Below are 19,773 nucleotides of genomic sequence, written 5' to 3' on the forward strand. Positions count from 1 at the left end.
GACGACCCACGACTGGATCGCCCCGCACCCCTCCCGGGGGACGAACAACGCTACCCGTCGATCGGCTTGAGGGAACTGTCCTGACAGGGGCGGCTGCCGTCAGTCGGCCGCCTCCGCGGGGTCGTCGTCGATGCGACCGATCTCGCCGGCGAGGCCGTCGAGGTCGAACGCCGACGATGAGAGCCGCGCTGTGACCAGTGTCAGTGCGGTTGAGATGCAGAACGCGCCTGCAAATGAGGTCAGGTACAACGGATCCACCGCGGGGAGTGCATCGCCTATGACCGGGACCGCTGCGAGCGCGCTGCGGAGGTCGGGGAAGTACACCAGCCCGACAGCCAGTCCGCCGATACTGCTTGCGAGCGCGCCGTGGCCAGTGACCGACTCCGAGTAGAGCCCGTAGAGGAGTGGGAACGCGACGGCTGCGCCCAGCAGGTCTGCAAAGAAGAACAGCCGAAGCACGCTCCGGGCTCGGAGACTGACGTACACCGCCGCAAGCGCCACAGCGACGGTGAACAGCCGCGAGGCTAGGCGGAGCCGACGGTCGTTCGCTGCGGTGAGCCGCGCGAGGTCGACTGCGACGAGGCTCGCGAGCGCGTTGAACAGCGTGTCGACGGAGCTGACGACGAGCAGCAGCGCGAGCAGCGTCACCCCGAGGACGACCGGTTCTGGGAAGGCCTTCTCGAGAAGCACGAACAGCGCGACATCAGCGTTATATCCTGCGCTCGTCACGTCGGTCACGATATCCGTGCTGCCGACTGCGACGATGCCAAACAGGGCCGCCAAGAACACGAGCGCACCGTTCGTCACGCTGGCTGTTCGGAAGCCGCGCCGGACGACATCATCGCTCTCGCCGGCGTACACCCGCTGCCACCAGGTCTGGTTGATCAGCTCCGCACCGAGGATGGCGAACGAGAGCGCGAGTCCGAACTGCAGCCCCGGGATGAACCCGAGGTCGAGCAAGGCCGGGTTCGCAGCGGTGACCCCGTTGTAGACCGGGACAACCCCGCCGACAGTTACGAGGACGGCGATGAACGTGGCCACGAGTAGGGGGATCACGAGCAATATTTGCACCGTGTCTGTGACAATACTCGCCGTGAGCCCCCCGTAGCCTGTGTAGAGGAGCACGATGCCGCCGACCAACACGGCCGTCTGCCACTGTGGGACGCCGGCGACGAGCGAGAGCGCACCCGCAATTCCCGTGAGTTCAGCGGCCACGAAGACGAACATGTAGAGTGCAGACACCACGAGAATGAACGCGTACATCGCGGTCCCGTAGCGCACGTGGGCGTACTCAGTCAACGAGTGACCCTCCGGAATGAGCTGCCTGATTCGCGGCCCGATCCGGGCGTACGCAAGCATCGGAACCGCCTCGCCGACGGCGTAGCCGACGACCGCAGCAATCCCGAAGCTCGCCCCGGCCTCTGGCGCTGAAAAGAGTATCCAGACCCCCATCACCGACGCCACCAGCGTCCCGGTCATCCGTCGCTCGCCGATCGAACCCCGGGCTGTGATGAGATCCTCGACTGACCCGACCTGACCGCGAGAGTACCACACCCCGATCGCGGCGCTCCCGGCGAGTACGGCCACGATGAGCCCGAGTGCAGCTGTCGGCGTCACCATTCTTTCTCACCCAGATTGCTCCCACTGTCGGCATCGTAGGCCGACTCGAAGAACGCGACCTCCAGTTCGACCGTCCGCCGGAACAGCCGGTCGAGCCGTGCGCGTCGGCGACCGGATGCGGCCGCGCCCTCCCGGTCGAGTTCCTCGCGCAGCCAGTCGACGAACGCGACGAACCCCTCGTTCGCGTGAAGATCGATCCACTCCCCGAGATAGAACGGCTCGGGCACCGCGTTGGCGGCGGTCGCCCACTCCCGGTAGATCCACTCGGCGGGCACGAGCACCGCGAGTGTCTCGGCGTAGCCGCCCTCGCGGGCCGCCCGCTCCAGTACGTCCTGGAACGCACGGGTCGTGGCCGTCGTTTCCGGGTTGGTGTACGCTTCCTTGGCCACGCCGAGCGCGTCGAACGACCGCTCGAAGTAGTCGTTCTCCTCGGCGGTCAGCGACTCCATGAATGTCACGAGCTGCGACTTCGCGGCCATCGTCGGGGCCTCCCCGACCGCGTGGCCGAACGTACCGACGAGCGTCTCGACGAACACGTAATCCTGGAGGAGGTAGCGGCTGTATACGTCGTCGGCTATCGACCCCTCGATCAGCTCTTCGGTGAACCGGCCCTCGATGGCGGCCGACCACTGCGGCTCCGCGCGGGCCCGAAGCCAGTCAGTGAATCGCGCGCCCTCTGTGCCCCCCTCCGTCGCCGTGGCGTACGTCTCGAAGTCGACCGGGACATCCGTCCCGTCCGATCTCTGCGTCGTCATAGCGGCCACCCCTCTCTCTCCCAGGCGGCATCCCAAAACAGGTACTCGTACTGGGCCGACGTCGCAAACAGGTCGCGATAGCGATCCCGCTCGGCGTCGCTGGCTTCTGCGGCCACCTCGTTCATGAGGTCTTTGCACCACGTCGTGAGTTCGGTGAATTCCTCGCCAGCGTACATCTCTATCCAGGCTGCGTACTGTTCGTGCTCCGGCACTCCACGCGCTGCGAGGCGCGTTCCGGTCTCGTTAAAGCCCCACATACAGGGCAAGAGCGCGGCAACGAGGTCACCAAACGTTCCGTGGGAGGCCGTTCGGACGAGAAAGTCTGTGTACCCACGGGTCGTCGGCGAGGGATTGGTCGCCGCCAGCTCATCCTCGTCGATGCCGAACTCGGCGGCGTACGAACGATGAAGGTCCATCTCCGTATTCACGGTCGATTCGAGCAACGTCGCGAACCGACCCATGCGTTCGAGATCTGCCGCCTTCGCAGCGCCGAGCGCGAATAGCCGGCTGTACTCGATCAGGTAGACGTAATCTTGGCGCACCCAGTGACGGAACGGCGCTTCCTCGAGGGTACCGTCCCCGAGTCGGCGCACCATCGGGTGATCGAGAATCGCCGACCAGTAACCGTCGGCCTCCGCACGTAGTTCGTCGGTGAATGTCACACCAGGACGCTAGACCGAGAACCGCAAAAGTGTTATGTTCGGGTTGTATAACCCAGTTATATTGTGCGAACCCAAGCACCGGATACGCGACCCGTTGTGTTGACCGTCGCGGGCAGCGACTCGGGCGGCGGCGCCGGCGTGCAGGCAGATCTAAAAACCGCCGAAGCCTGCAGCGCGTTTGCAACGAGCGCAATCACCGCTGTGACCGCCCAGCACACTCGTGGTGTGGAGTCAACCCATGTACTTCCGCTCGAGGAGATCTCAGCCCAGATCGAGGCCGTCCGCGACGATTTCGCGGTCGACGCCCTCAAGACTGGGATGCTCGCCACCGAACCCGTCATCGAGCTCGTGGCCGACCACGCTGCCGATCTGGCGGCGCCAACTGTCGTTGACCCAGTAATGGTCGCCACCAGCGGCGACCGACTGCTCGACCCCGAGGCGGAGGGGGCCTACGAGGAACTGCTCGCGCACGCGACACTCGCCACACCAAACGCCGAGGAGGCCGAGCTGCTGACCGGTGTCGCCGTCGATGGCCAGGAGAGCGCCGTCGAAGCCGGCTGCGCCCTCCGTGAGACCGGCGTCGATGCGGTCCTCGTTACGGGCGGCCACATCGCCGGCGCTACTGTACAGGACGTGCTGGTCACCGCAGACAGCATCGAGACGTTCGAACACACGCGTGTCGACACCGACGCGACCCACGGCTCTGGGTGTGCGCTCGCCAGCGCCGTCGCGGCCCGGGTCGCCCACGGCGAACCTCTCATCGAGGCCGTCCAGGCGGGGACGGACCTGCTCGCTCGCGCGATCCGCTACAACCACGACGTTGGCAAGGGACCAGGAGCGGTTCATCACCTCGTCGCGCTCCGGGAGCGGGCGGCGCGCGACCGGACGGCCGAGGCTGTCGAGTCCATCGTCCGGCGGTTGGTCGATACGGATACCTCGCCCGCGGTTCCCGAGGTCGGGATGAATGTGGTCGGGGCGACGCCGTACGCGGAATCACATGAGGAGACGGCCGCGGTTGAGGGGCGAATCACTCGAACCTTCTCTGGGGTGTCTCCCAACCGCGGCGTTCGCTTTGGCGCCTCAAGTCACGTTGCGCGCTTCCTGCTCGGCGCCCGCGAGTTCGACCCCGCGTTGCGGTTCGCGGTCAACTGCCGGTTCGACACGGCGATCGAACAACGGCTGGACGACCTTGCGGGAGTCGTGGTGGAGATTGATCGACATGAGGAGCCCGAGCCAGACGAGGAGCGGTCGACGATGGGATGGGCCGCTCGGCGCGCCTTCGAGCAGGCGGACGAAACCCCCGTGGCGGTGTACGATCGTGGCGCCGTCGGAAAGGAGCCAGTGGCGCGTGTGCTCGCACCCGACGCCGAGACGGTCACGAAGCACGTGTTGACGCTCGCGGGGCGTGTCTAACCGTGCCGTTTACGCTCCCGAGTGAGATCGTCGTGGAGGATGTTCTCCCGACCCTCCGTGTCGAGCTCGCGGCTGAACTCCAGCGATACGGACTCACCCAACAGGAGATCGCCGACGAGTTGGGTGTCACGCAAGCGGCTGTCTCAACGTACGTCAGCGGGGACACCGCCACCGACCCGCGCATCGCCAAACATCCCCGGACGCGGGCGACTGTCGAGCAGGTTGCCGAAGGGCTTGCGACCGACGAACTGGACGGGTACGAGGCCCTTGCCGACGTGCTGGACCTCGTCCGCGCCCTGGAGGACCGCGGACCGATCTGTGAGATCCACGAGACGCGAATGCCCGAGATAGCGGGGCTCGGCTGCGATCTCTGCGTTCGTGGTGCTGACCCGGCGGTAGACGCCGAGCGGGACGCCCTCGCCGACGTTCGAGCGGCCGCTCGTACGCTCTCGACGACGCCCGGGATGGCGGCGTTCGTTCCGAATGTCGGCTCGAACGTCGGTGCCGCGCTCCCGGACGCCGAGACGCCGACCGAGGTCGCAGCAATCCCAGGACGTATCTACGCCGTCGATGGCCGTGTTGAGGTGCCCGCGAACCCGGAGTTCGGAGCGTCCCGACACGTCGCCACTGTCCTCCTCGCGGCGGCCGCAGTTCACTCGAATTTTCGGGGAGCGGTCAATCTCGCTACCGACAGCGCGTTCCTGGCGGCGGCTCAAAAGCGTGGGGTTGAGATGATGGAGTTCGACGCCGATTACGAAGACCGCAAACGTCGGTTCCAGGATCGGTTTGCTGACCGGGAGTCGGTGCCCCGAGTACTGTATCACGAGGGCGCGTTCGGTATCGAGCCGATCACGTACGTGCTCGGCACGGACGCCGAGGACGCGGTGAAGTTTGCCGCCGAACTTGTAGCAGAAGTCGCGGATGTATAAACTACTCATTATTTACTCCCTGCCTCGAGGAAATTACCAGTGTGCGGGATCGAGAAGGTCTGTTCCCGCTGCTGTCCTCGGCGAGTTCACCGACAGTATGCTATTTCGAAGCCCGACGTTCGGCACCCAGCTGGTCTCTGAGCCAGTTTGCGATGCTTTCGACGCCGACGACCAATACAAAGATGACGACGATCGCCGCCATCACGCGCGTGTAGTTCCGGGCGCGAAACGCCATGATGAGCGGATAGCCGATCCCACCAGCGCCGACGATGCCGAGAACGGCGCTTTTCCGTGCGTTGATCTCCAGATAAAACAAGGTCCACGCCACGTAGGCGGTCGTCACCTGCGGGATTCGAGCGGAAATCGTTGTTGCGAGAGTGCCGGCCCCGCTCGAACGGATGGCCTCGACAGGGGTCTCGTCGATCTCTTCCATCTCGTCGGCGAACAGACGGCCGAGATCCCCTACGGTACCCATGACAACCGCAAGGATGCCGGCAACGGGGCCGAGTCCGGCGAGGATGACGAACATCAGCGCATACACCATGCTTGGAACCGCACGGATACCGCCCAAAAGCAGCCGGATCGGTGTCGCGATCTGTGATGATGTGACGTTAGCTGCAGCGAGGATCCCAAGACACAGCGCCGCCGGCAGCCCGATGGCGGTACCGAGGCTGGCGATTGCAAGCGTCTCAAGGGCTGCATGTCCGAGCATCGGTCCGTCGCCCTGTAACTGCATCCACAGCTGCTCCGGTGCCAACATTTCGCTCAGCAGCACATCGATAAGGTTCTCTCGGTGGGCATAGAGGTACCCGAGATCGAATCCGAGCCAGCGGGCTGTGAGGACAACGACTCCGATGAGAACAACCAAGACGATGATACGAAGCGTCATCCGCCGTCGCCACCGTCGCTGGATCTGGTCGAATTCCTCGCCGACCGATCCAGTCGTGGGCCGTTCCGACGCAGAGCGCCACCCCTTATCGGTCATCGTACACCTCCATAAGTTCCGAAACGGAGAGGTCGTCTGCTGGCATGTCGAAGACGAGTTGACCTGCAGAGAGACCGAGATATCGATCGGCGAACGACTCGACGAGACGTGGCTGATGGAGGCTGACAAGTCCGACGAGATTTCGTGTTTTGACGACATCTGCGATCCGCTCGAGGACATCCCGACCGGTCGCCGGGTCGAGGCTCGCAACCGGCTCATCAGCGAGCAACACGACCGGCTCCTGCTGAAGTGCACGAGCGATGCCGACACGCTGTCGTTCCCCTCCGGAGAGGGTCCCAACTCGGCGTGTCCCGTACCCGTCGAGCCCGACTTCATGAAGCTGTTCGACCGCAGCACGCTTTTCGGCGGCTGGATACCAGCCGACGGCGGCTCTCCAGCCGGGGATACGGCCGAGAACTCCATCAAGTACGTTCGAGACAGCAGACTTCTCGTCGACCAACGCTCCCTCTTGGAAGACGAACGCAGCGTCAGTCTGGGCGAGGGGAGCACCGTCGAATTCGATCGTGCCCGTATCGGGTGACTCCAAGCCACCGAGACAGCGTAAAAGCGTCGTCTTGCCGGCCCCTGATCGTCCAACGAGAACTGCCAGCTCGCCTCGCTGAAGTTTCAGAGAGACATCTGCAAGCGCCGACGTACCGCCGTATCGTTTCTTCAGGCCGCTGGCAACGAGCATCCGGAAATCCAATTAGCCCTCGTCTTGCTCTAGGTCTTCGACTTCGACGCCCATCTCGCGTGCGACATCTCTGACAGGATCGTACGTGCCGGGTTCGACTTCGCCGAACTGATCGATACGGTGATCTTCGAGTGCTTCCTCGGGCGTGTCGAGCAAGCGTTCGATCAACTCCTCACGGACCTCCTCCGGCGTATCGGGTTTCGCCACGAGCGGGTCGAATGGAATCGGCTCGCTCTCGGCGATCTTCACAATCTCCTCGCCGTCGGGATGCTGGAAGTCGCCGTAAGCGGCCGCGTCGACGTGGCCCCCCTCCAGCGCCTCCAAGGCTGCACCGTGGCCGAAGGCCCATTCGATGTCGAAATCCTCCGGCTCGGTATCGATGTCGCCGGCATCGAGGCCGGCTTCTGCGAGCATGTACCGTGGGAACAGCCCACCGCTCGTTGACAACGGATCAACCATCGCTATCGTGGTTCTTTTGAGATCGCTGAGGGTCTCGATACCAGTATCAGATCGCGTCGCGATGTACCCATGGTAGGCGTCACTGCCGTGAGACCAATTGATCACAAGAGGGTGTATCCCCTCGTCTGCCGCGAGTGTGTAAATAATCGGGGAGAGATTCGCTATCTCCGTGTGTCCTCCGACGACGCTTTCGACAACTGTGCTGTAGCTCGTCGTCGTAACGCCTTTGACGCTGTCAACACCCTCAAAACCATCTTTGAGCCACTCGAACACAGGCGCATATTCGTCCTGTAACTCTTCTGCATCCTGAAACGGCGGTAATCCAAATTCGATATTTCCGTTCGCCCACTCGCTGACGGCCCCGGCTTCGGATTCCGGCTCCTGGGTGGCATTGTTGGGTTTCGGCTCGCCTGTGTTACCTTGGAGACAGCCGGCAACTGTCGCTGTGCCGAAGCTACCGACCGTAGCGAGATACGTTCTCCGCCTCATAGTTTCATATTTAACCACTGGGTTATAACACCCACGGGTAAGGCTTCTGTGACCGATAGGCTGCTGGAGTTTGTGTTTCTGCGTGGACGCATCCGAGACCGCAGTCCTGATAATTTCGTCATCACTCAGCAACAAGCAGACTCACGTTTTGGAGAAGCAGCCTCGCTGTCTTGATTCGCTCTTGATATACGTCGTCGAGTTTGGCCGTCTTGATGCGGGTGAGATTGGTAAGTGACCGATGTGGTCGATATCCGGGTGTGTTGCGTGGGTCTATTTAAAATGTCTCGCCGATACACGGCACATAGAAACGTCTCGGGCTGCGGATAGCTGTGGGAGTGGGTGCGCCTATTAACCAACACTGGCAATCCACTAGTCATTTTGTTGGTTAAGAGAAGGGTAGCGCTTCGATTTGCTTGGTCCGTAGCGAGGTGCGCCACACACCTGGCATTCCCAGATCGGTTGTTCCGTCCACGCCTCATCAGGGACCGACTCGTGGCTCTTGAACCGATGGTCGGTCGCCCGTCCACAGCTTTGACAGTTGAGTTCCTGCGTCGTCGGTATCGACGACACTTGGCGATCAGCCGCAGCCTCGCTAGTAGATTCGGTCAGCGCCATCGCTGGAACCAGCCACACTGCGTCATCGGCGTTATCGAGGACCGCGTCGAGACGCGACGCGTCGCGGATGCCGTTCCCTCGCTGGTCGTAGAGCCGCGTTGGGGCCTGCTCCTGACGCTCCGACGCTTCCTGCCCGTGCCACCCAGTCCGGTCACGGGCGGCACTGAGAAGCCGCTCTCCCTCCTCTGAGGCCACCTGTACCGTGTCGGGGAGTGAGGGCCATTGCTCGACCAGCTGGCGCGCCGGTGGTTCGTCGAGATCGTAGATGAGGGTGTAGTCGTCGACGGCCGGCTCCGCCTCGTTGGCGGAGAGGAGGTTCGCCGCGGCGCCGCCCTTCGCGACGGCGCCGTAGAACGTGGTCGACTCGACGATCAGGTGGACGATACCGAGGAACGTCGTCGACGCTGACTCGTTCGTTCTAGTGGCGTCACTCCCGAGATGGTTGGTGAGACAGAACCGGCATTTCGTCTGCCCGTCTGGGACTGACGCCCCACAGGACCGGCACTCGCCGTCGGTTACCGTCGGCGCATCAGGGTAGCCACCAGCGCTCGTCGCGACGCGTTGCCGCCGGGGGGAGCCCTCACAGCCGTCGTCCAGCCTCGCGTCCGGAATGTGGGACGCTTCGCCGGTCGGCCGCAGTTCCTCGAAATCCAGATATTGATTACTCATCGATTGACTCATGGATTGTCCCGGCTTCGTATTTCAACTTCAGGTGGACTGTGCTCCCTGCCGTCTTCCGTCTATAGCAGATCTCATGAACTCAGCGATGGGAACATCTTATACTTCATGAGATCATAAAGCGTGGCAAGAGAAGATTCGCATGAGCAGCAACGACACCAAGCACGTCCAAACCGAGCTAAGCGAGGACGAGTACGAACGGTTCCGCGAGTTTGCGAGGGAACACGGGCTGTCGCTCAAGGAAGCCGGACACGAGGCGCTCATCGAGTGGGTCGAACGACAGCAGCGGGCGGATCCAAACGACCCAGCGTTTACTGTCCTTGACGACCTCGAAGATGAGTCGCTTCCAGCGTCGGCGGAGACGGACGCTCGCGAGGAAGCCGATCTCGTCGACGAGTGGCACGGCAGCGACGAGTCGTTCACGCTCGCCGACGATCCGTCCGCGCAATCCTGACCACGGATGGCAGAGCCAGTCGAAACACCGATCGGGACGGTCACGGCCGAGCATTTCCGTCCGGGCCACGTTCGACATCAGGTCATCGTCGGCCCGAAGTTCCTCTACGCACTGTTCAATCCTCGCGATCAGATGCATGCAGTTTCACGAGCCTTCATGACGTTCGTTCGCGACGGTGACCTCCCCTATCGTCGACTCATCGTCAACGATCACATCGTCGACGAGGCGGCCACGCGGCTGAAAAAGCAGGCCTCGATGCGGAACGCAGCGTCGTTCCTGACGACGCTCGACGAGAGCACGCTCTATCAGTTCGAAGGCGTCTCCACGAACGTCTTCGATGCCGCCAAAACGATGTTCGTCGAGTGGACCGACCTGGATGCCTCATTCACCGACTTCATCGTCGCCGCACACATGGACGAATTGGAGGTCGATCACATCCTCACCTACGACCGGCATTACGATACGTTCGATGTGACGACGCTCCCGTATCGCAGTCAGATCTAGAGGTGCCACGCATGTCCGAATCCCCACGGAATGGCGTCCAATCGTGGACTGAGTCGATGAGCGCCCGCGAACGCATTCGAGCCGTCGCCGAGACGCTTCGTGAACCCCGGTCGGTTAACTGGATCAGCGAACAGGCCGACGCCGCCTGGAGCACGACCAACGAGGAACTCCATGCGCTCGTCGAGCAGGGCCAGCTACGCCGCGTCGAGGCCGGCGAGACGACACGTTATCAGCCGGACTACACGCGACTGCTCTTCGAGGAGATCCGGACGCTCATCGAGGAAAACACGCGCGAGGAGCTGCGGAGCGAAATGGCCGCGATCACCGAGGAAATCGAGGAGTGGCAGGCCACTTACGATGTCGAGACGTGGGAGGACCTCGAACAGTCGCTCGCCGACGGCGACCTTGCGAGTGACGAGCTCCGCGACCGCCGTGACGTGATTGCGCGCTGGGAAGAGAACCTGGAAGATCGTCGGCTTATCAAGCACGCGCTGGCACTCTACTCGGATGTCGAAGCCGCTCGCGAACAGATGACGGACTACAGCAGTTCTCGGCGGCGGTAGCGGCGATCGCTGGAAGGCTGGAATATCGATATCGCTCGGCTGGCCGGCGTAGTTGATAGAACCCCCAACTTAGAGATGGTCTTACTCAGTCGCAAGTTCGTTGTAGATTTCCTCGTGTTCGTTGAGGTCTTGGCGGCCGAGGAACCGGATGAGATACTGCCGTGCCTCCTCGGGGGACAGCTCATCTACACGCTCGGGGAAGTCACGTTCGCTGGGCATTCTTACGGTGGGTTTGATGCGCTATTCAGTCTGTCCACGTCGTCGTTTTCGTACGCTGCTCGCCACATCGTATGGACAGCACGGGTCACGAGTGACACCTCGCTCACATCGATACAGGACGGTTCGGCTGTTGTCGTGGCTGCGTCGGGCGGTGGGTGGAAATGGATCTCGGGAGAGTGCGTATTCGGGTGCCGATCGAACCGCCAGTTGACGTCGTCGCTATCGACGTAGTGGAACGAATACATCCCTAATTCGCTCCATTGGATATCGAGCCGAGCGCTGGCGGCGTCGTTGAGTCCGTCGCTGAGCGTGATCTGCAGCTCCGTCGGTGCGACGACGTCATCGTACGCCGTGGCGTCGACTAACGGCTCAAGTTCGATCCAGAGATCACGTATCCGCTGGAGTGCGGGGAGATAGATCGGTCCGAACTCGCCGGCTCGGTCGTCCTCACTCATACGGCGAGCTGGTGGCTGGCCTCGGCGTAGGCGAGTGCTGCTTGGGCGACGGCGAGATTCTGCCGTGTCGTGCGCCACGCGGTGAGGTCGTCCCAGCCCTCTGTCTCGTCGCCGTCGAGTTGCTGGGCGAGTTCCTCCGGTGATACTACGTCGTAGCTGTCTTCGTAGCGCCGGATTTCGGCCTTCATCTCCTTGATACTGTCGAGCAACTCAGGTCGATCGACTTCCTCACGCAGTTCGCGGATCCGGGACATCAAGATCCGGTCGCTATCTCGCCTATACAGCGTTGTTTGGCCGTCCTGTTCCGTCTCGGCGAAGCCCGTGTTCACGAGCGTCTTGCAGTGCCGGCGCGCCGTCGGCTCGCTCACGAGGGCACGGTCGGCGATCTCGGCGGCCGACTGCCCGTCGTGGGTCTGTTCGACGATCTCGTACACCCGCTCGAACGGCGTGGTCTCGTCTTTCCAGTCCGCTTTGACCTGCTCGTTGACGTTGTCCCATGTCTCGGTCATATTGAGTGCTACGCGGTCGAAGAACAAATAGTTTCCTGAGAAAACTATCTAACGACAGTGCTTGTACAGGGGCGTTGTCAGGCTATCTGTTCCTCTAACGTCTCGTGGTGGGTCCGCACCGTGGTTGGCGTGACGTTCCCGGTCTTCGCGACGGTACTTTGCGTCAGCCATCGGCCCTCCTCGCGACCGGCCGTGTAGAGACAGGCCGCGGCGAATCCGGCTGGATGGACGCCCGTCGTGACGCCGCGCTCCTCGGCCTGTTCCGCGAGAGCTCGGGCCCGCTGTCGGATTTCGTCCGGACACTCGAGATCCGAGGCAAGTCGCGGCACGAACATGCTGGGGGAGACGGGCTTAGCGGGGAGGCCCAGCTCTTCGTTCAGCGTTTTGTACGCGTTCGTGACCCGTGACTCCGCGACGCGGGCCATCTCGCTGACGTCGTCCACTAACCGCGAGAAGCCGTTGCACCGGCAGGCTCCGTAGATGCTGGCCGCGGCGATGGCCTCGATGGACCTGCCATGAAGCAGATCCTCGTTCTGGGCGCTCCGGAAGAGCTGACACGCCTGGTCACGGACCGAATTGGAGAGTTCGAGGGCACTCGCCAACCGACGCACTTCGCCCAGTCCGTGGGCGAGATTCCGTTCTGCTTTCGACCGCCAGCGACCACGAGTCTGCTCACGGCGCATCCGCGCGAGTCGCCGCCGCTTCTGCCCAGAGATCTCGTTCCCCTTCGCGTCGGTGCCGCGACCGATCTCCGTCGACAGGCCGCGATCGTGGCGAGCCGCAGTAAGTGGGGCGCCCGTTCGTTCGCACTCCTCGTCGTCGTACGCCCGCCACTCCGGCCCGTGATCGATACGCTGTTCGTCGATGACTAAGCCACAGTCCTCGCAGACCGTTTCGACCGCGTTCGTGGTGACCCGTCCGTCGCACTCGGGACACTGGTTCGCACTCGATTCCGTTCGGACGTCTTCGTCGAAGCCCGTTTCGTAGATGTCTCTGGTTGCCATCGTTCTCACCGTGTTCAGGGAACCCGCCAGTACAGCGAGCCCCTCACCCATTGAGGGGACAATAGACTCTATTCATAGCTGAAATGCTTGCACTAGGGAAGAAATCGAATACAGTCTACAGAACAATTATAACACTTGGATAAGGATTCTTCCGATAATGTGTCTCTCCCGCCTCAAGGAGGTGATACTCAGGTACACAACCTTCGGCGGGGAACTCGATTTTCCAAGATATCTCTTCAGACGAGGGCTTGCAGCCATCGGAGGCATATTTGCACTTCGGCTGACCCTTGTCGGTCCTCAGATTCCTGAGACGGATATGGCGATAGGAGTACTTACCGTCCTGTTCGTGGTCAGCCTCGCCCTTATGTTCTACTTCCTCCGAAACACCGTGCAGTATACGATAAATGAAGAAATACGGAAACTGCGAGGGACACTGGCCACCGGAATCACATATCTTCTCCTCAGTGGAATCGTGGTAATCGTCCTCTATCCGCTGCTGAATATCCTCCGCACAAGACCCTTCAGCTACACCTCGACTGAAATCGCTGCTGGACTCAACATCGCGAGTTACGCCGCTCTCCTGACCATAATCGCCAACAGAAGCAGCCTGAAAAATCAGTATCCAAGTCTGCAAACCATAAAAAGTCGCTTTACAGAGGAGACAAACCAAGCCTTGGACCGGATACAGACCAAAATTGATGGTATCGGTCACATCGAGCGGCCAGAAACCGACCGGGCAACCGACCGGCTCTCCAACGGCGAGAACGTTATCGTAACCGGAGAAGGGGGAGTAGGTAAGAGCGGAGTTCTTGCTGGCGTCACCAAAGAATGGGAAGAAGATGTCCTTTTCATTGATTCCAGTACCCATTCCGCAGTCCGGAACCGAGTCGAACTTTCGACCGGCGTCGGGTTCAAAAACGGGATACAACGGCCCATCAAGCAGCTGGCCGTTGCCAACCATGTCCTCCTCATCATCGACCAGTTGGACGACATCGACCGCGAGGCCGGCAACGTCTATCGGGACTTTATCCTGACTGTCGCAGACTTCGATAATGTCACAGTCGCCTTCGCCTGCCGTGACCACGACCTTACCGTCCGACGAGAGTACGAACCACTGGACAACGCGGAATCGTTTACAACACGCCTGACCATCGGCTTACTTCGAACGACAGACGCAGAAAAGCACGTCCAGAACCTGATTGGGGAATCACCGAGCGACGAGCTCATCCAAATCGGCCGGAAAATCGAGAACCTCGACATCATCGCACAGCTCGCTGAGGACGGTGTCGATTTTAGCGGCATCAGCGGCGAAATTTCACTCTGGGACAAGTTCCGGGAACAGCTCGGTCGCGAGGATCACCCAGACGACGGGACACGTACCGGCGACGACATCATTGAACGACTCGTTGAGTACGCCGTCGACGCGATAGAGGATCAGTCAGACGGACTCAACATATTCACCGTTGGCACTAGCCAGGACTGGATCGACCAACGACTGATAAACAGGGGCGTCATCGAGGAATCAACTGACCGACCCGGCAATCGCAAGTACCGGTTCCGCCACCTCGACTTCCAACGGTATCTCTATGCCTGGAACACCGTGCAGGATAACAGGCCAATCCAAGAAGTCACATCCCAAATTGATGAACGGTTGGGCAAAGACATCTTCCGGTTTATGCTGGTGCTCTATATGCAGAGCGACGGCGACACAACCGACCAGATCGGCGACATACCCGTCGACTCCGACACCGCCGACCACGCCCGACAGTTCCTCGAAGAGATGCTGGACGACGAAACAGGCCTCGGCAACTACACCGCCAAGACGATTCTGGACGAGATCAAGACGTGGGATATCTCCGGAAACGACGACTTCGCAGGTCTCATACTGGACAACCTCCAAGACCGAGACACACTCTACAACTATTTTTTCGACAGTGACACCCACAAATCCTGGGCAGAAGCCCTCCACGGCCGGGGTGACTACACAGACCCTCCTAACATCTTGATCGGCTACCTACGCGACATCGCACCATACCATCCCGAAATCGTAGCCGAAATCATTCGGGACATCCAGACAGATGATCGCCACTCGCTCGGCTTGGTCGTCACGGTGATCCGCGAACTACCGTTCAATGTCGCGGCGAACCTCGTCGATGTCGTTCAGGCCTCCGTCACGCAAACGCCATCCGACTGGCACGACACCCAAGCAACCAGACTTCTCCAGGATCTCATCGAAGCCGGTGAAACTAGTGCAGGTTTAGACTTGCTCGAAGCACTCCTCCAACCGCGCCAACCCACGGACAGCGAACCTAACAGAGCTCAACCCGTCACCCGTCTCTACAGTCTGGAATCCGTGTTGAATGAAATCCTCGAGACCCTCGTCGAAGCAGAAGGAGAGAATGTGATCGATGTGCTTGAATCGCGCCTTAGGGAAGCAGTCACGATAGAATCCGAGATTCAGGATAAAGACATCGACGCGATTGTGGGCCCGATAACGACCAGCATCGAGGGTTCGGATTTGCCGAATCAGAGCCCAACTGACCTCAAAACTCTGCTCATCGGAACGCACCGCAAAGCGTTGGACCAATGGTTCGACCAGAACCCTGTAGACAAGTCGCACCACAACCTCATCGAACGCTACCTCGATGACATTACCCTGTTTCGACGGCTCGGGCTCTACGTACTCAAGGAGCACAAGGACCACTACCCCAGCCTTGTCAGTGCCGAACTCCTCGACGCGTCCAACTACACGGAGGTCTGGACTAAGGAAGACTTCCTCCGCCTCCTCAGAGACGGGTTCACGGTCCTATCCGAGGAAGACCGACTCCGCGTTATCGAGATAATCACCGACGTCCCCACCCTTGACTCAATAGAAGAAGCTGCTGAACAGCGAAGTGAACGGTTCGACGACTACACAGCGGACGAACTTGCAGAAGCTGAGATAGCACGATGGGCCCGCGACCGACTCTGGCTGATTAGGGACCACCTCTCGGACGAATATGCCCAGCACCTCAACCAGCTCATCGACGAGTACGGCGAACCGGATGAGGTTCTCTCTCTCGTCAAGACCAGTGGTGGATACGTCTCACAGGAAAGCCCACTCCCCAAAGAGGAAATCAGCGATATGCCTCCCAGTGATCTCATCGATTACTGCATCGACGAACCATTCGAGACGACTGGCTGGGAAGAACACGAATCCGGGCCCGGTGGGCTTTCTGAGGTCACCCCACGAGGACTCGCCGAATCTGCGATCCCGCGCATCCTTGAAGAGGTCACCGCGTTCCAAGACGACATCCCTCGGTTACAGCATGCCCCCTCTATGTACGTCAGCGAACTCCTTCGTGGACTACAGAAGCAGATCGATGATAATCCCGATTCCATCCCACCTGATTTCCCATGGACACCGTTCCTTGATCTCTGCGAGGCCGTCGCTACGACCCCCGAGGAATGGTCTGAATCGGCTCGGATGAACGTCGCACGGCTCTTCCGCGAAGCGTACAGCACCGATACGACCGAATCCATCCACGCCTACAACGACCGGGTCAAGCAGATCCTCTTCATCCAGCTCGAAGACCCCGATCCAACCGATGAACGGGAACACCCCCCGCAGGGATACGCCGGCTACAATGACCCCGCACACGTAGCGATAAATTCGGTTCGACCGCTTGCTTTGGGAGCCCTCCTTATGTATTCATCTCGTCTCGCCAACCAGCGCGGCTACGAGGAATACACCGAAGAGGAGCAATCCGGCTTCGAACCAGACGTCCGCGAACGAATCGAGACCACAATGCAGAAAGAATCTCGTTCTACCCGTGCAACCATCGGACGCTGGCTGAACACCATCTGGAGCTTCGACCACGAGCTCGTCCTCAACAACTTTGACACACTGTTCCCCCGCAACCAGACCCTTCGCGCCAAGAATATGTTCTCCGCCACTTGGGACGCCTACCTTGCATACAGTCGCCCGTATGAAACATTGTTCGACTACCTCCGCCCTTGCTACCTCCACGGCATCGACATGCTCGTCGCCGGCGAGAACACGGCCATCCACGGGGTTGAACGCGGACTGGCAGTTCACTTACTCAATGCCTACCTCAACGGGTACGATGAACGTGATGACCGCCAAAGTCTCCTATCCTACCTCTATGACAAGGAGGAACCGGATCTAGCGCGACAGGTCGCGTGGCAGCTCTGGCGGTGGGCAGAAGATACAGAGGAGATGCGTGATAACTGGGACAAAGTCAGGATGCTGTGGGAACAGCGGATCACGCAAGTCGATGACGCGGACGCCTACGCCGTGGAATTCCAGTGGTTCGTTGAGTGGCTTCCCCTTATTTCGGAGCGGACAGCGTTCAAAGACATAGCGCCCCTGATTATCGACACCGCCCCGTTCATCGCGCGTGAGAGGCGGACATGGGAGACTGTCGAATCATACTTGGAGGAATATGCTGAGGCTCATCCCAGTCTGGTCGTTGAGGTCTACGCTGCACTTATGAACGAAGAAACTCGGCCGAGTTGGGTTTCGTTCACCGACACCACCGCAGCCATTCTTGAACCTGGCCTTGACGAAGATCCTGAAACGAGGGCAACCGCACTAGACATCGCTGAGGAGTACTTCAGTGATGGGGACGATACCGCTGAACAATTCTTGGATAATCGCACATAGAAACGTTTATATTTTGATCTTTCTCCTACCAACTCTCATTTGAGTTTCTATTTTTAATATCTTGTAAATGTGATTTGTCGTTGAATCGCTTGCTGATGTAGACCGTGATGATGTCTTTCTTCGCTGCTTCTTCGACGCCCTTACGAAATTCGTCGTTAGGTCGGTAGTTGTCAAAATAGAATGCCCAGTATTCCCGCTCGCTGAATCCCCACACCGGCATATTGCCCTCGTACCCCGTCCGCCAAAGCAGGAACTCATTGAACAGATTTGTCTCGTCCTCCTGAATGAGTTGGTAGAGGTCGTAGAGTGTGATAACCACTATCCGTTCGTGCTCTGGGATATGGTCGTGGATATCGCCCATTCCCAATTGTTGATCTGCCCGCGCGTTACCAGAGTACAACGTGGGAAGGAAGCCATCAAGAATGACGATGCCTCCCGTATTCATTTCACTGGTGTTCTTGTTGCCGGTGAGGTTATATACCAAACCGAATTCATCGTCTAGACTATCAAGATAGTCTATTGTGTTCTGTATCTGATCGGCAGCCCGAGTCACCTTATGTGTAAACCGGCTCTTGATAAGCTCAACACTGCCCGGAATCTTCCGGAAGATCGGATGGGATTTTACTTCGGCCACCCAATATGAGTCCTCGAAAAAGAGAAGTCCATCTGCTTCTCCAGGGTTGGGATCATGGATATACTCGAACTCCTTGACGAAGTTTCGACTGGGTATCTGTTTTAGTAATTCTTGAGCTAGTTCCTCAACGACACCGCCTTTCTCTAAGTTTTCTACCTCCTGTACCTGCTTGAACTGCCCAACGTATTCCTCAATACGGTACTGTGCTGTAGTCAACAACACTTCAGGGAAGGGGACAACGATCTCGCGTTCTTCCTCCTTGACTTGGAAAACAGGATTTGAAAAGAAGTCCAGTGAAGAGTTCTCCCCCGAATATGAAAGGAACTCAATAATATCCTGAGCTGTTTCGATTCGTTCCTGATGTCGGCTTGGATCAATAGCTGGGTCGTCTGGTAGAGTCCCCTCTACGAACGACTTAATTATCTCCTTTCGACTGAGTGTAACCCGCCGATTCCACGTCTGTTGGAATTGCTTGCTAGGTTCATCGATATTCGAGAAATCAGCATAATCTTCTTTCGATTCGAACGGCTGTGTTGAATCGCCATACAGCAGCGGGGTAGGCCGCTAAATCAAAGGAGTTGAAGCGGGAGACTTCAGTTGTTCATGACCCAAATCTCCCGCTTCATCGGGGAGGTTGTGCCGGTTGCTCAAAGAGTTACTGGCGATGGAGGCGAATCCGCCGCCCCGGACGGTGGCGGCGGATTCGCCGACTACGCACTCGTTTCCCTCCATTGTCTCCGGATTTACCTCGATACGTCGTACCGCATGACGATCGACCTCCTCAAAGAGATGCCACAAATAACCGGAGAGATCGGCCTCAGCGCGGCCGATCTCCCCGCACCGTCCACGTTGTGTAAGGCGTTCGACCGGATCAGCATGAGCGTCTGTCGAGTGCTGCTGCGCCAGTCGGCGCAGCTACACGATCTCTCTGAACACGCCGCGATCGATGCCACGTTCTACGACCGCTCACCAGCCAGCCGCCACTACTGCCAGCGAATCAGCTACCGCGTTCAAAAGCTCAAGGTTACGAAACTCGTCGATACAGCGTCGCAAGCCGTCCTTGACGTTCACTGCTCAACGAATCGAAAAGGAAGCGACGCAGACCTCGCTGAGCAGATCGCCCGCCGGAACGCGGGCGATCTGCGGTCTCTTGCGGCCGATAAGGGCTACGACAAGCAATCGCTCCGCGAAGGTCTGCGTGAGTTCGGGATCAGACCGCTGATCAAGCACCGCATCTTCGCACCGTACGACCACGCACACAACGCCAGAATCGACGATAACAGCTACAACCAGCGCTCTATGACCGAAACCGTGAACTCGGCTGTCAAGCGCTCGCTCGGCTTCGCCGTGCGAGCGCGGTCGTGGTTCCGTGAGTTCCGCGAAATCGCGCTGATGTGTGTCGTCTATAACATCAAACGCTTCGTCAAACAGTGAATCCCTCCGCCTTACAGCGATTCAACACAGCC

The 19,773-nt window shown here is 59.7% G+C and carries 19 protein-coding genes; 7 read left to right on the top strand and 12 right to left on the bottom strand.

All coding sequences use genetic code 11. The annotated features are described in order from the left end of the window. Positions 1-99: 99 nt before the first annotated feature. Genes DJ69_RS11115 through tenA form a run of 3 tightly spaced genes read right to left on the bottom strand, consistent with a single transcriptional unit; the run spans position 100 to position 3,037 of the window. Entirely contained in the window at positions 100-1,620 is a 1,521-nt protein-coding gene (locus tag DJ69_RS11115) for a sodium:solute symporter family transporter (RefSeq protein ID WP_099255667.1), read from the bottom strand. Then, on the bottom strand, positions 1,614-2,375 hold the full coding sequence (locus DJ69_RS11120) for a TenA family protein (protein ID WP_099255668.1): 762 nt from the start codon (positions 2,373-2,375) through the stop codon (positions 1,614-1,616). The genes DJ69_RS11115 and DJ69_RS11120 overlap by 7 nt, the downstream gene beginning before the upstream one ends. Then, a complete protein-coding gene (tenA, locus tag DJ69_RS11125; RefSeq protein WP_099255669.1) occupies positions 2,372-3,037 on the bottom strand; it encodes a thiaminase II in 666 nt (221 codons plus the stop codon). The genes DJ69_RS11120 and tenA overlap by 4 nt, the downstream gene beginning before the upstream one ends. Before the next feature lie 63 nt (positions 3,038-3,100). Here tenA and thiD point away from each other — a divergent pair, with 63 nt between their 5' ends. Both thiD and DJ69_RS11135 read left to right on the top strand, forming a co-directional pair. Beyond that, positions 3,101-4,450, top strand: coding sequence for a bifunctional hydroxymethylpyrimidine kinase/phosphomethylpyrimidine kinase (gene thiD, locus DJ69_RS19095; RefSeq protein WP_099255670.1), 1,350 nt, complete (start codon positions 3,101-3,103; stop codon positions 4,448-4,450). A gap of 2 nt (positions 4,451-4,452) precedes the next feature. After that, positions 4,453-5,379, top strand: coding sequence for a thiamine-phosphate synthase family protein (locus tag DJ69_RS11135; protein WP_099255671.1), 927 nt, complete (start codon positions 4,453-4,455; stop codon positions 5,377-5,379). Between the two features lie 100 nt (positions 5,380-5,479). Here DJ69_RS11135 and phnE read toward each other — a convergent pair whose 3' ends face one another. The 4 genes from phnE to DJ69_RS11155 all read right to left on the bottom strand — a co-directional run bounded on the left by phnE (position 5,480) and on the right by DJ69_RS11155 (position 9,290). Beyond that, positions 5,480-6,364 (bottom strand): phosphonate ABC transporter, permease protein PhnE, encoded by an 885-nt coding sequence (gene phnE / locus DJ69_RS11140; RefSeq protein WP_099255672.1) that lies wholly within the window; start codon positions 6,362-6,364, stop codon positions 5,480-5,482. Further along, positions 6,354-7,058, bottom strand: a complete 705-nt coding sequence (locus DJ69_RS11145) for a phosphonate ABC transporter ATP-binding protein (RefSeq protein WP_099255673.1) — start codon at positions 7,056-7,058, stop codon at positions 6,354-6,356. The genes phnE and DJ69_RS11145 overlap by 11 nt, the downstream gene beginning before the upstream one ends. A gap of 12 nt (positions 7,059-7,070) precedes the next feature. Further along, positions 7,071-8,006 carry a phosphate/phosphite/phosphonate ABC transporter substrate-binding protein gene (locus DJ69_RS11150; RefSeq protein WP_099255674.1) on the bottom strand — a complete coding sequence of 312 codons (936 nt, stop codon included), beginning with the start codon at positions 8,004-8,006 and terminating at the stop codon, positions 7,071-7,073. Positions 8,007-8,375: 369 nt separating this feature from the next. Next, positions 8,376-9,290, bottom strand: a complete 915-nt coding sequence (locus DJ69_RS11155) for a biosurfactant protein 1 (RefSeq protein ID WP_099255675.1) — start codon at positions 9,288-9,290, stop codon at positions 8,376-8,378. A gap of 151 nt (positions 9,291-9,441) precedes the next feature. Here DJ69_RS11155 and DJ69_RS11160 point away from each other — a divergent pair, with 151 nt between their 5' ends. The 3 genes from DJ69_RS11160 to DJ69_RS11170 are packed head-to-tail and all read left to right on the top strand — an operon-like array spanning position 9,442 to position 10,820. Then, positions 9,442-9,753 (top strand): hypothetical protein, encoded by a 312-nt coding sequence (locus DJ69_RS11160; protein WP_099255676.1) that lies wholly within the window; start codon positions 9,442-9,444, stop codon positions 9,751-9,753. 6 nt (positions 9,754-9,759) lie between these two features. After that, on the top strand, positions 9,760-10,257 hold the full coding sequence (locus tag DJ69_RS11165) for a type II toxin-antitoxin system VapC family toxin (protein WP_245851632.1): 498 nt from the start codon (positions 9,760-9,762) through the stop codon (positions 10,255-10,257). An 11-nt stretch (positions 10,258-10,268) separates the two neighbouring features. After that, positions 10,269-10,820 carry a DUF7342 family protein gene (locus tag DJ69_RS11170; RefSeq protein ID WP_099255677.1) on the top strand — a complete coding sequence of 184 codons (552 nt, stop codon included), beginning with the start codon at positions 10,269-10,271 and terminating at the stop codon, positions 10,818-10,820. Positions 10,821-10,901: 81 nt separating this feature from the next. Here the strand turns inward: DJ69_RS11170 and DJ69_RS18415 are convergent, their stop codons facing one another. The 4 genes from DJ69_RS18415 to DJ69_RS11185 all read right to left on the bottom strand — a co-directional run bounded on the left by DJ69_RS18415 (position 10,902) and on the right by DJ69_RS11185 (position 13,007). Further along, a complete protein-coding gene (locus DJ69_RS18415) occupies positions 10,902-11,039 on the bottom strand; it encodes a hypothetical protein (protein ID WP_180271797.1) in 138 nt (45 codons plus the stop codon). A 2-nt stretch (positions 11,040-11,041) separates the two neighbouring features. Beyond that, positions 11,042-11,494, bottom strand: coding sequence for a hypothetical protein (locus DJ69_RS11175; RefSeq protein ID WP_099255678.1), 453 nt, complete (start codon positions 11,492-11,494; stop codon positions 11,042-11,044). Then, positions 11,491-12,003, bottom strand: a complete 513-nt coding sequence (locus DJ69_RS11180; protein ID WP_099255679.1) for a winged helix-turn-helix domain-containing protein — start codon at positions 12,001-12,003, stop codon at positions 11,491-11,493. The genes DJ69_RS11175 and DJ69_RS11180 overlap by 4 nt, the downstream gene beginning before the upstream one ends. Before the next feature lie 77 nt (positions 12,004-12,080). Then, on the bottom strand, positions 12,081-13,007 hold the full coding sequence (locus DJ69_RS11185; protein WP_099255680.1) for a transcription initiation factor IIB: 927 nt from the start codon (positions 13,005-13,007) through the stop codon (positions 12,081-12,083). A 157-nt stretch (positions 13,008-13,164) separates the two neighbouring features. Between DJ69_RS11185 and DJ69_RS18420 the strand changes: the two genes are divergently transcribed. After that, a complete protein-coding gene (locus DJ69_RS18420) occupies positions 13,165-17,673 on the top strand; it encodes an NACHT domain-containing protein (RefSeq protein WP_180271798.1) in 4,509 nt (1,502 codons plus the stop codon). A gap of 25 nt (positions 17,674-17,698) precedes the next feature. Here DJ69_RS18420 and DJ69_RS18855 read toward each other — a convergent pair whose 3' ends face one another. Further along, entirely contained in the window at positions 17,699-18,523 is an 825-nt protein-coding gene (locus DJ69_RS18855) for a hypothetical protein (protein WP_245851634.1), read from the bottom strand. A gap of 387 nt (positions 18,524-18,910) precedes the next feature. Here DJ69_RS18855 and DJ69_RS11205 point away from each other — a divergent pair, with 387 nt between their 5' ends. Continuing rightward, the gene (locus DJ69_RS11205) at positions 18,911-19,741 is read left to right on the top strand and encodes an IS5 family transposase (protein ID WP_099255682.1); all 831 of its coding nucleotides are present in this window, start codon (positions 18,911-18,913) and stop codon (positions 19,739-19,741) included. The last annotated feature ends 32 nt before the right edge of the window (positions 19,742-19,773 follow it).

The sequence above is a fragment of the Halorubrum persicum genome (assembly GCF_002727125.1).
GTDB classification, from domain to species: Archaea; Halobacteriota; Halobacteria; order Halobacteriales; family Haloferacaceae; genus Halorubrum; species Halorubrum persicum.

What these genes read in the sequence shown, in the direction of transcription:
- DJ69_RS11165 (WP_245851632.1), top strand. Translation starts at nt 9,760, where the DNA reads ATGGCAGAGCCAGTCGAAACACCGATCGGGACGGTCACGGCCGAGCAT.
- DJ69_RS11160 (WP_099255676.1), top strand. Translation starts at nt 9,442, where the DNA reads ATGAGCAGCAACGACACCAAGCACGTCCAAACCGAGCTAAGCGAGGAC.
- DJ69_RS18420 (WP_180271798.1), top strand. Translation starts at nt 13,165, where the DNA reads ATGTGTCTCTCCCGCCTCAAGGAGGTGATACTCAGGTACACAACCTTC.
- DJ69_RS18415 (WP_180271797.1), bottom strand. Translation starts at nt 11,039, where the DNA reads ATGCCCAGCGAACGTGACTTCCCCGAGCGTGTAGATGAGCTGTCCCCC.
- DJ69_RS11185 (WP_099255680.1), bottom strand. Translation starts at nt 13,007, where the DNA reads ATGGCAACCAGAGACATCTACGAAACGGGCTTCGACGAAGACGTCCGA.
- DJ69_RS11175 (WP_099255678.1), bottom strand. Translation starts at nt 11,494, where the DNA reads ATGAGTGAGGACGACCGAGCCGGCGAGTTCGGACCGATCTATCTCCCC.
- DJ69_RS11170 (WP_099255677.1), top strand. Translation starts at nt 10,269, where the DNA reads ATGTCCGAATCCCCACGGAATGGCGTCCAATCGTGGACTGAGTCGATG.
- DJ69_RS11205 (WP_099255682.1), top strand. Translation starts at nt 18,911, where the DNA reads ATGACCCAAATCTCCCGCTTCATCGGGGAGGTTGTGCCGGTTGCTCAA.
- DJ69_RS11120 (WP_099255668.1), bottom strand. Translation starts at nt 2,375, where the DNA reads ATGACGACGCAGAGATCGGACGGGACGGATGTCCCGGTCGACTTCGAG.
- DJ69_RS11155 (WP_099255675.1), bottom strand. Translation starts at nt 9,290, where the DNA reads ATGAGTAATCAATATCTGGATTTCGAGGAACTGCGGCCGACCGGCGAA.
- DJ69_RS11115 (WP_099255667.1), bottom strand. Translation starts at nt 1,620, where the DNA reads ATGGTGACGCCGACAGCTGCACTCGGGCTCATCGTGGCCGTACTCGCC.
- phnE (WP_099255672.1), bottom strand. Translation starts at nt 6,364, where the DNA reads ATGACCGATAAGGGGTGGCGCTCTGCGTCGGAACGGCCCACGACTGGA.
- DJ69_RS11145 (WP_099255673.1), bottom strand. Translation starts at nt 7,058, where the DNA reads ATGCTCGTTGCCAGCGGCCTGAAGAAACGATACGGCGGTACGTCGGCG.
- DJ69_RS11150 (WP_099255674.1), bottom strand. Translation starts at nt 8,006, where the DNA reads ATGAGGCGGAGAACGTATCTCGCTACGGTCGGTAGCTTCGGCACAGCG.
- DJ69_RS11180 (WP_099255679.1), bottom strand. Translation starts at nt 12,003, where the DNA reads ATGACCGAGACATGGGACAACGTCAACGAGCAGGTCAAAGCGGACTGG.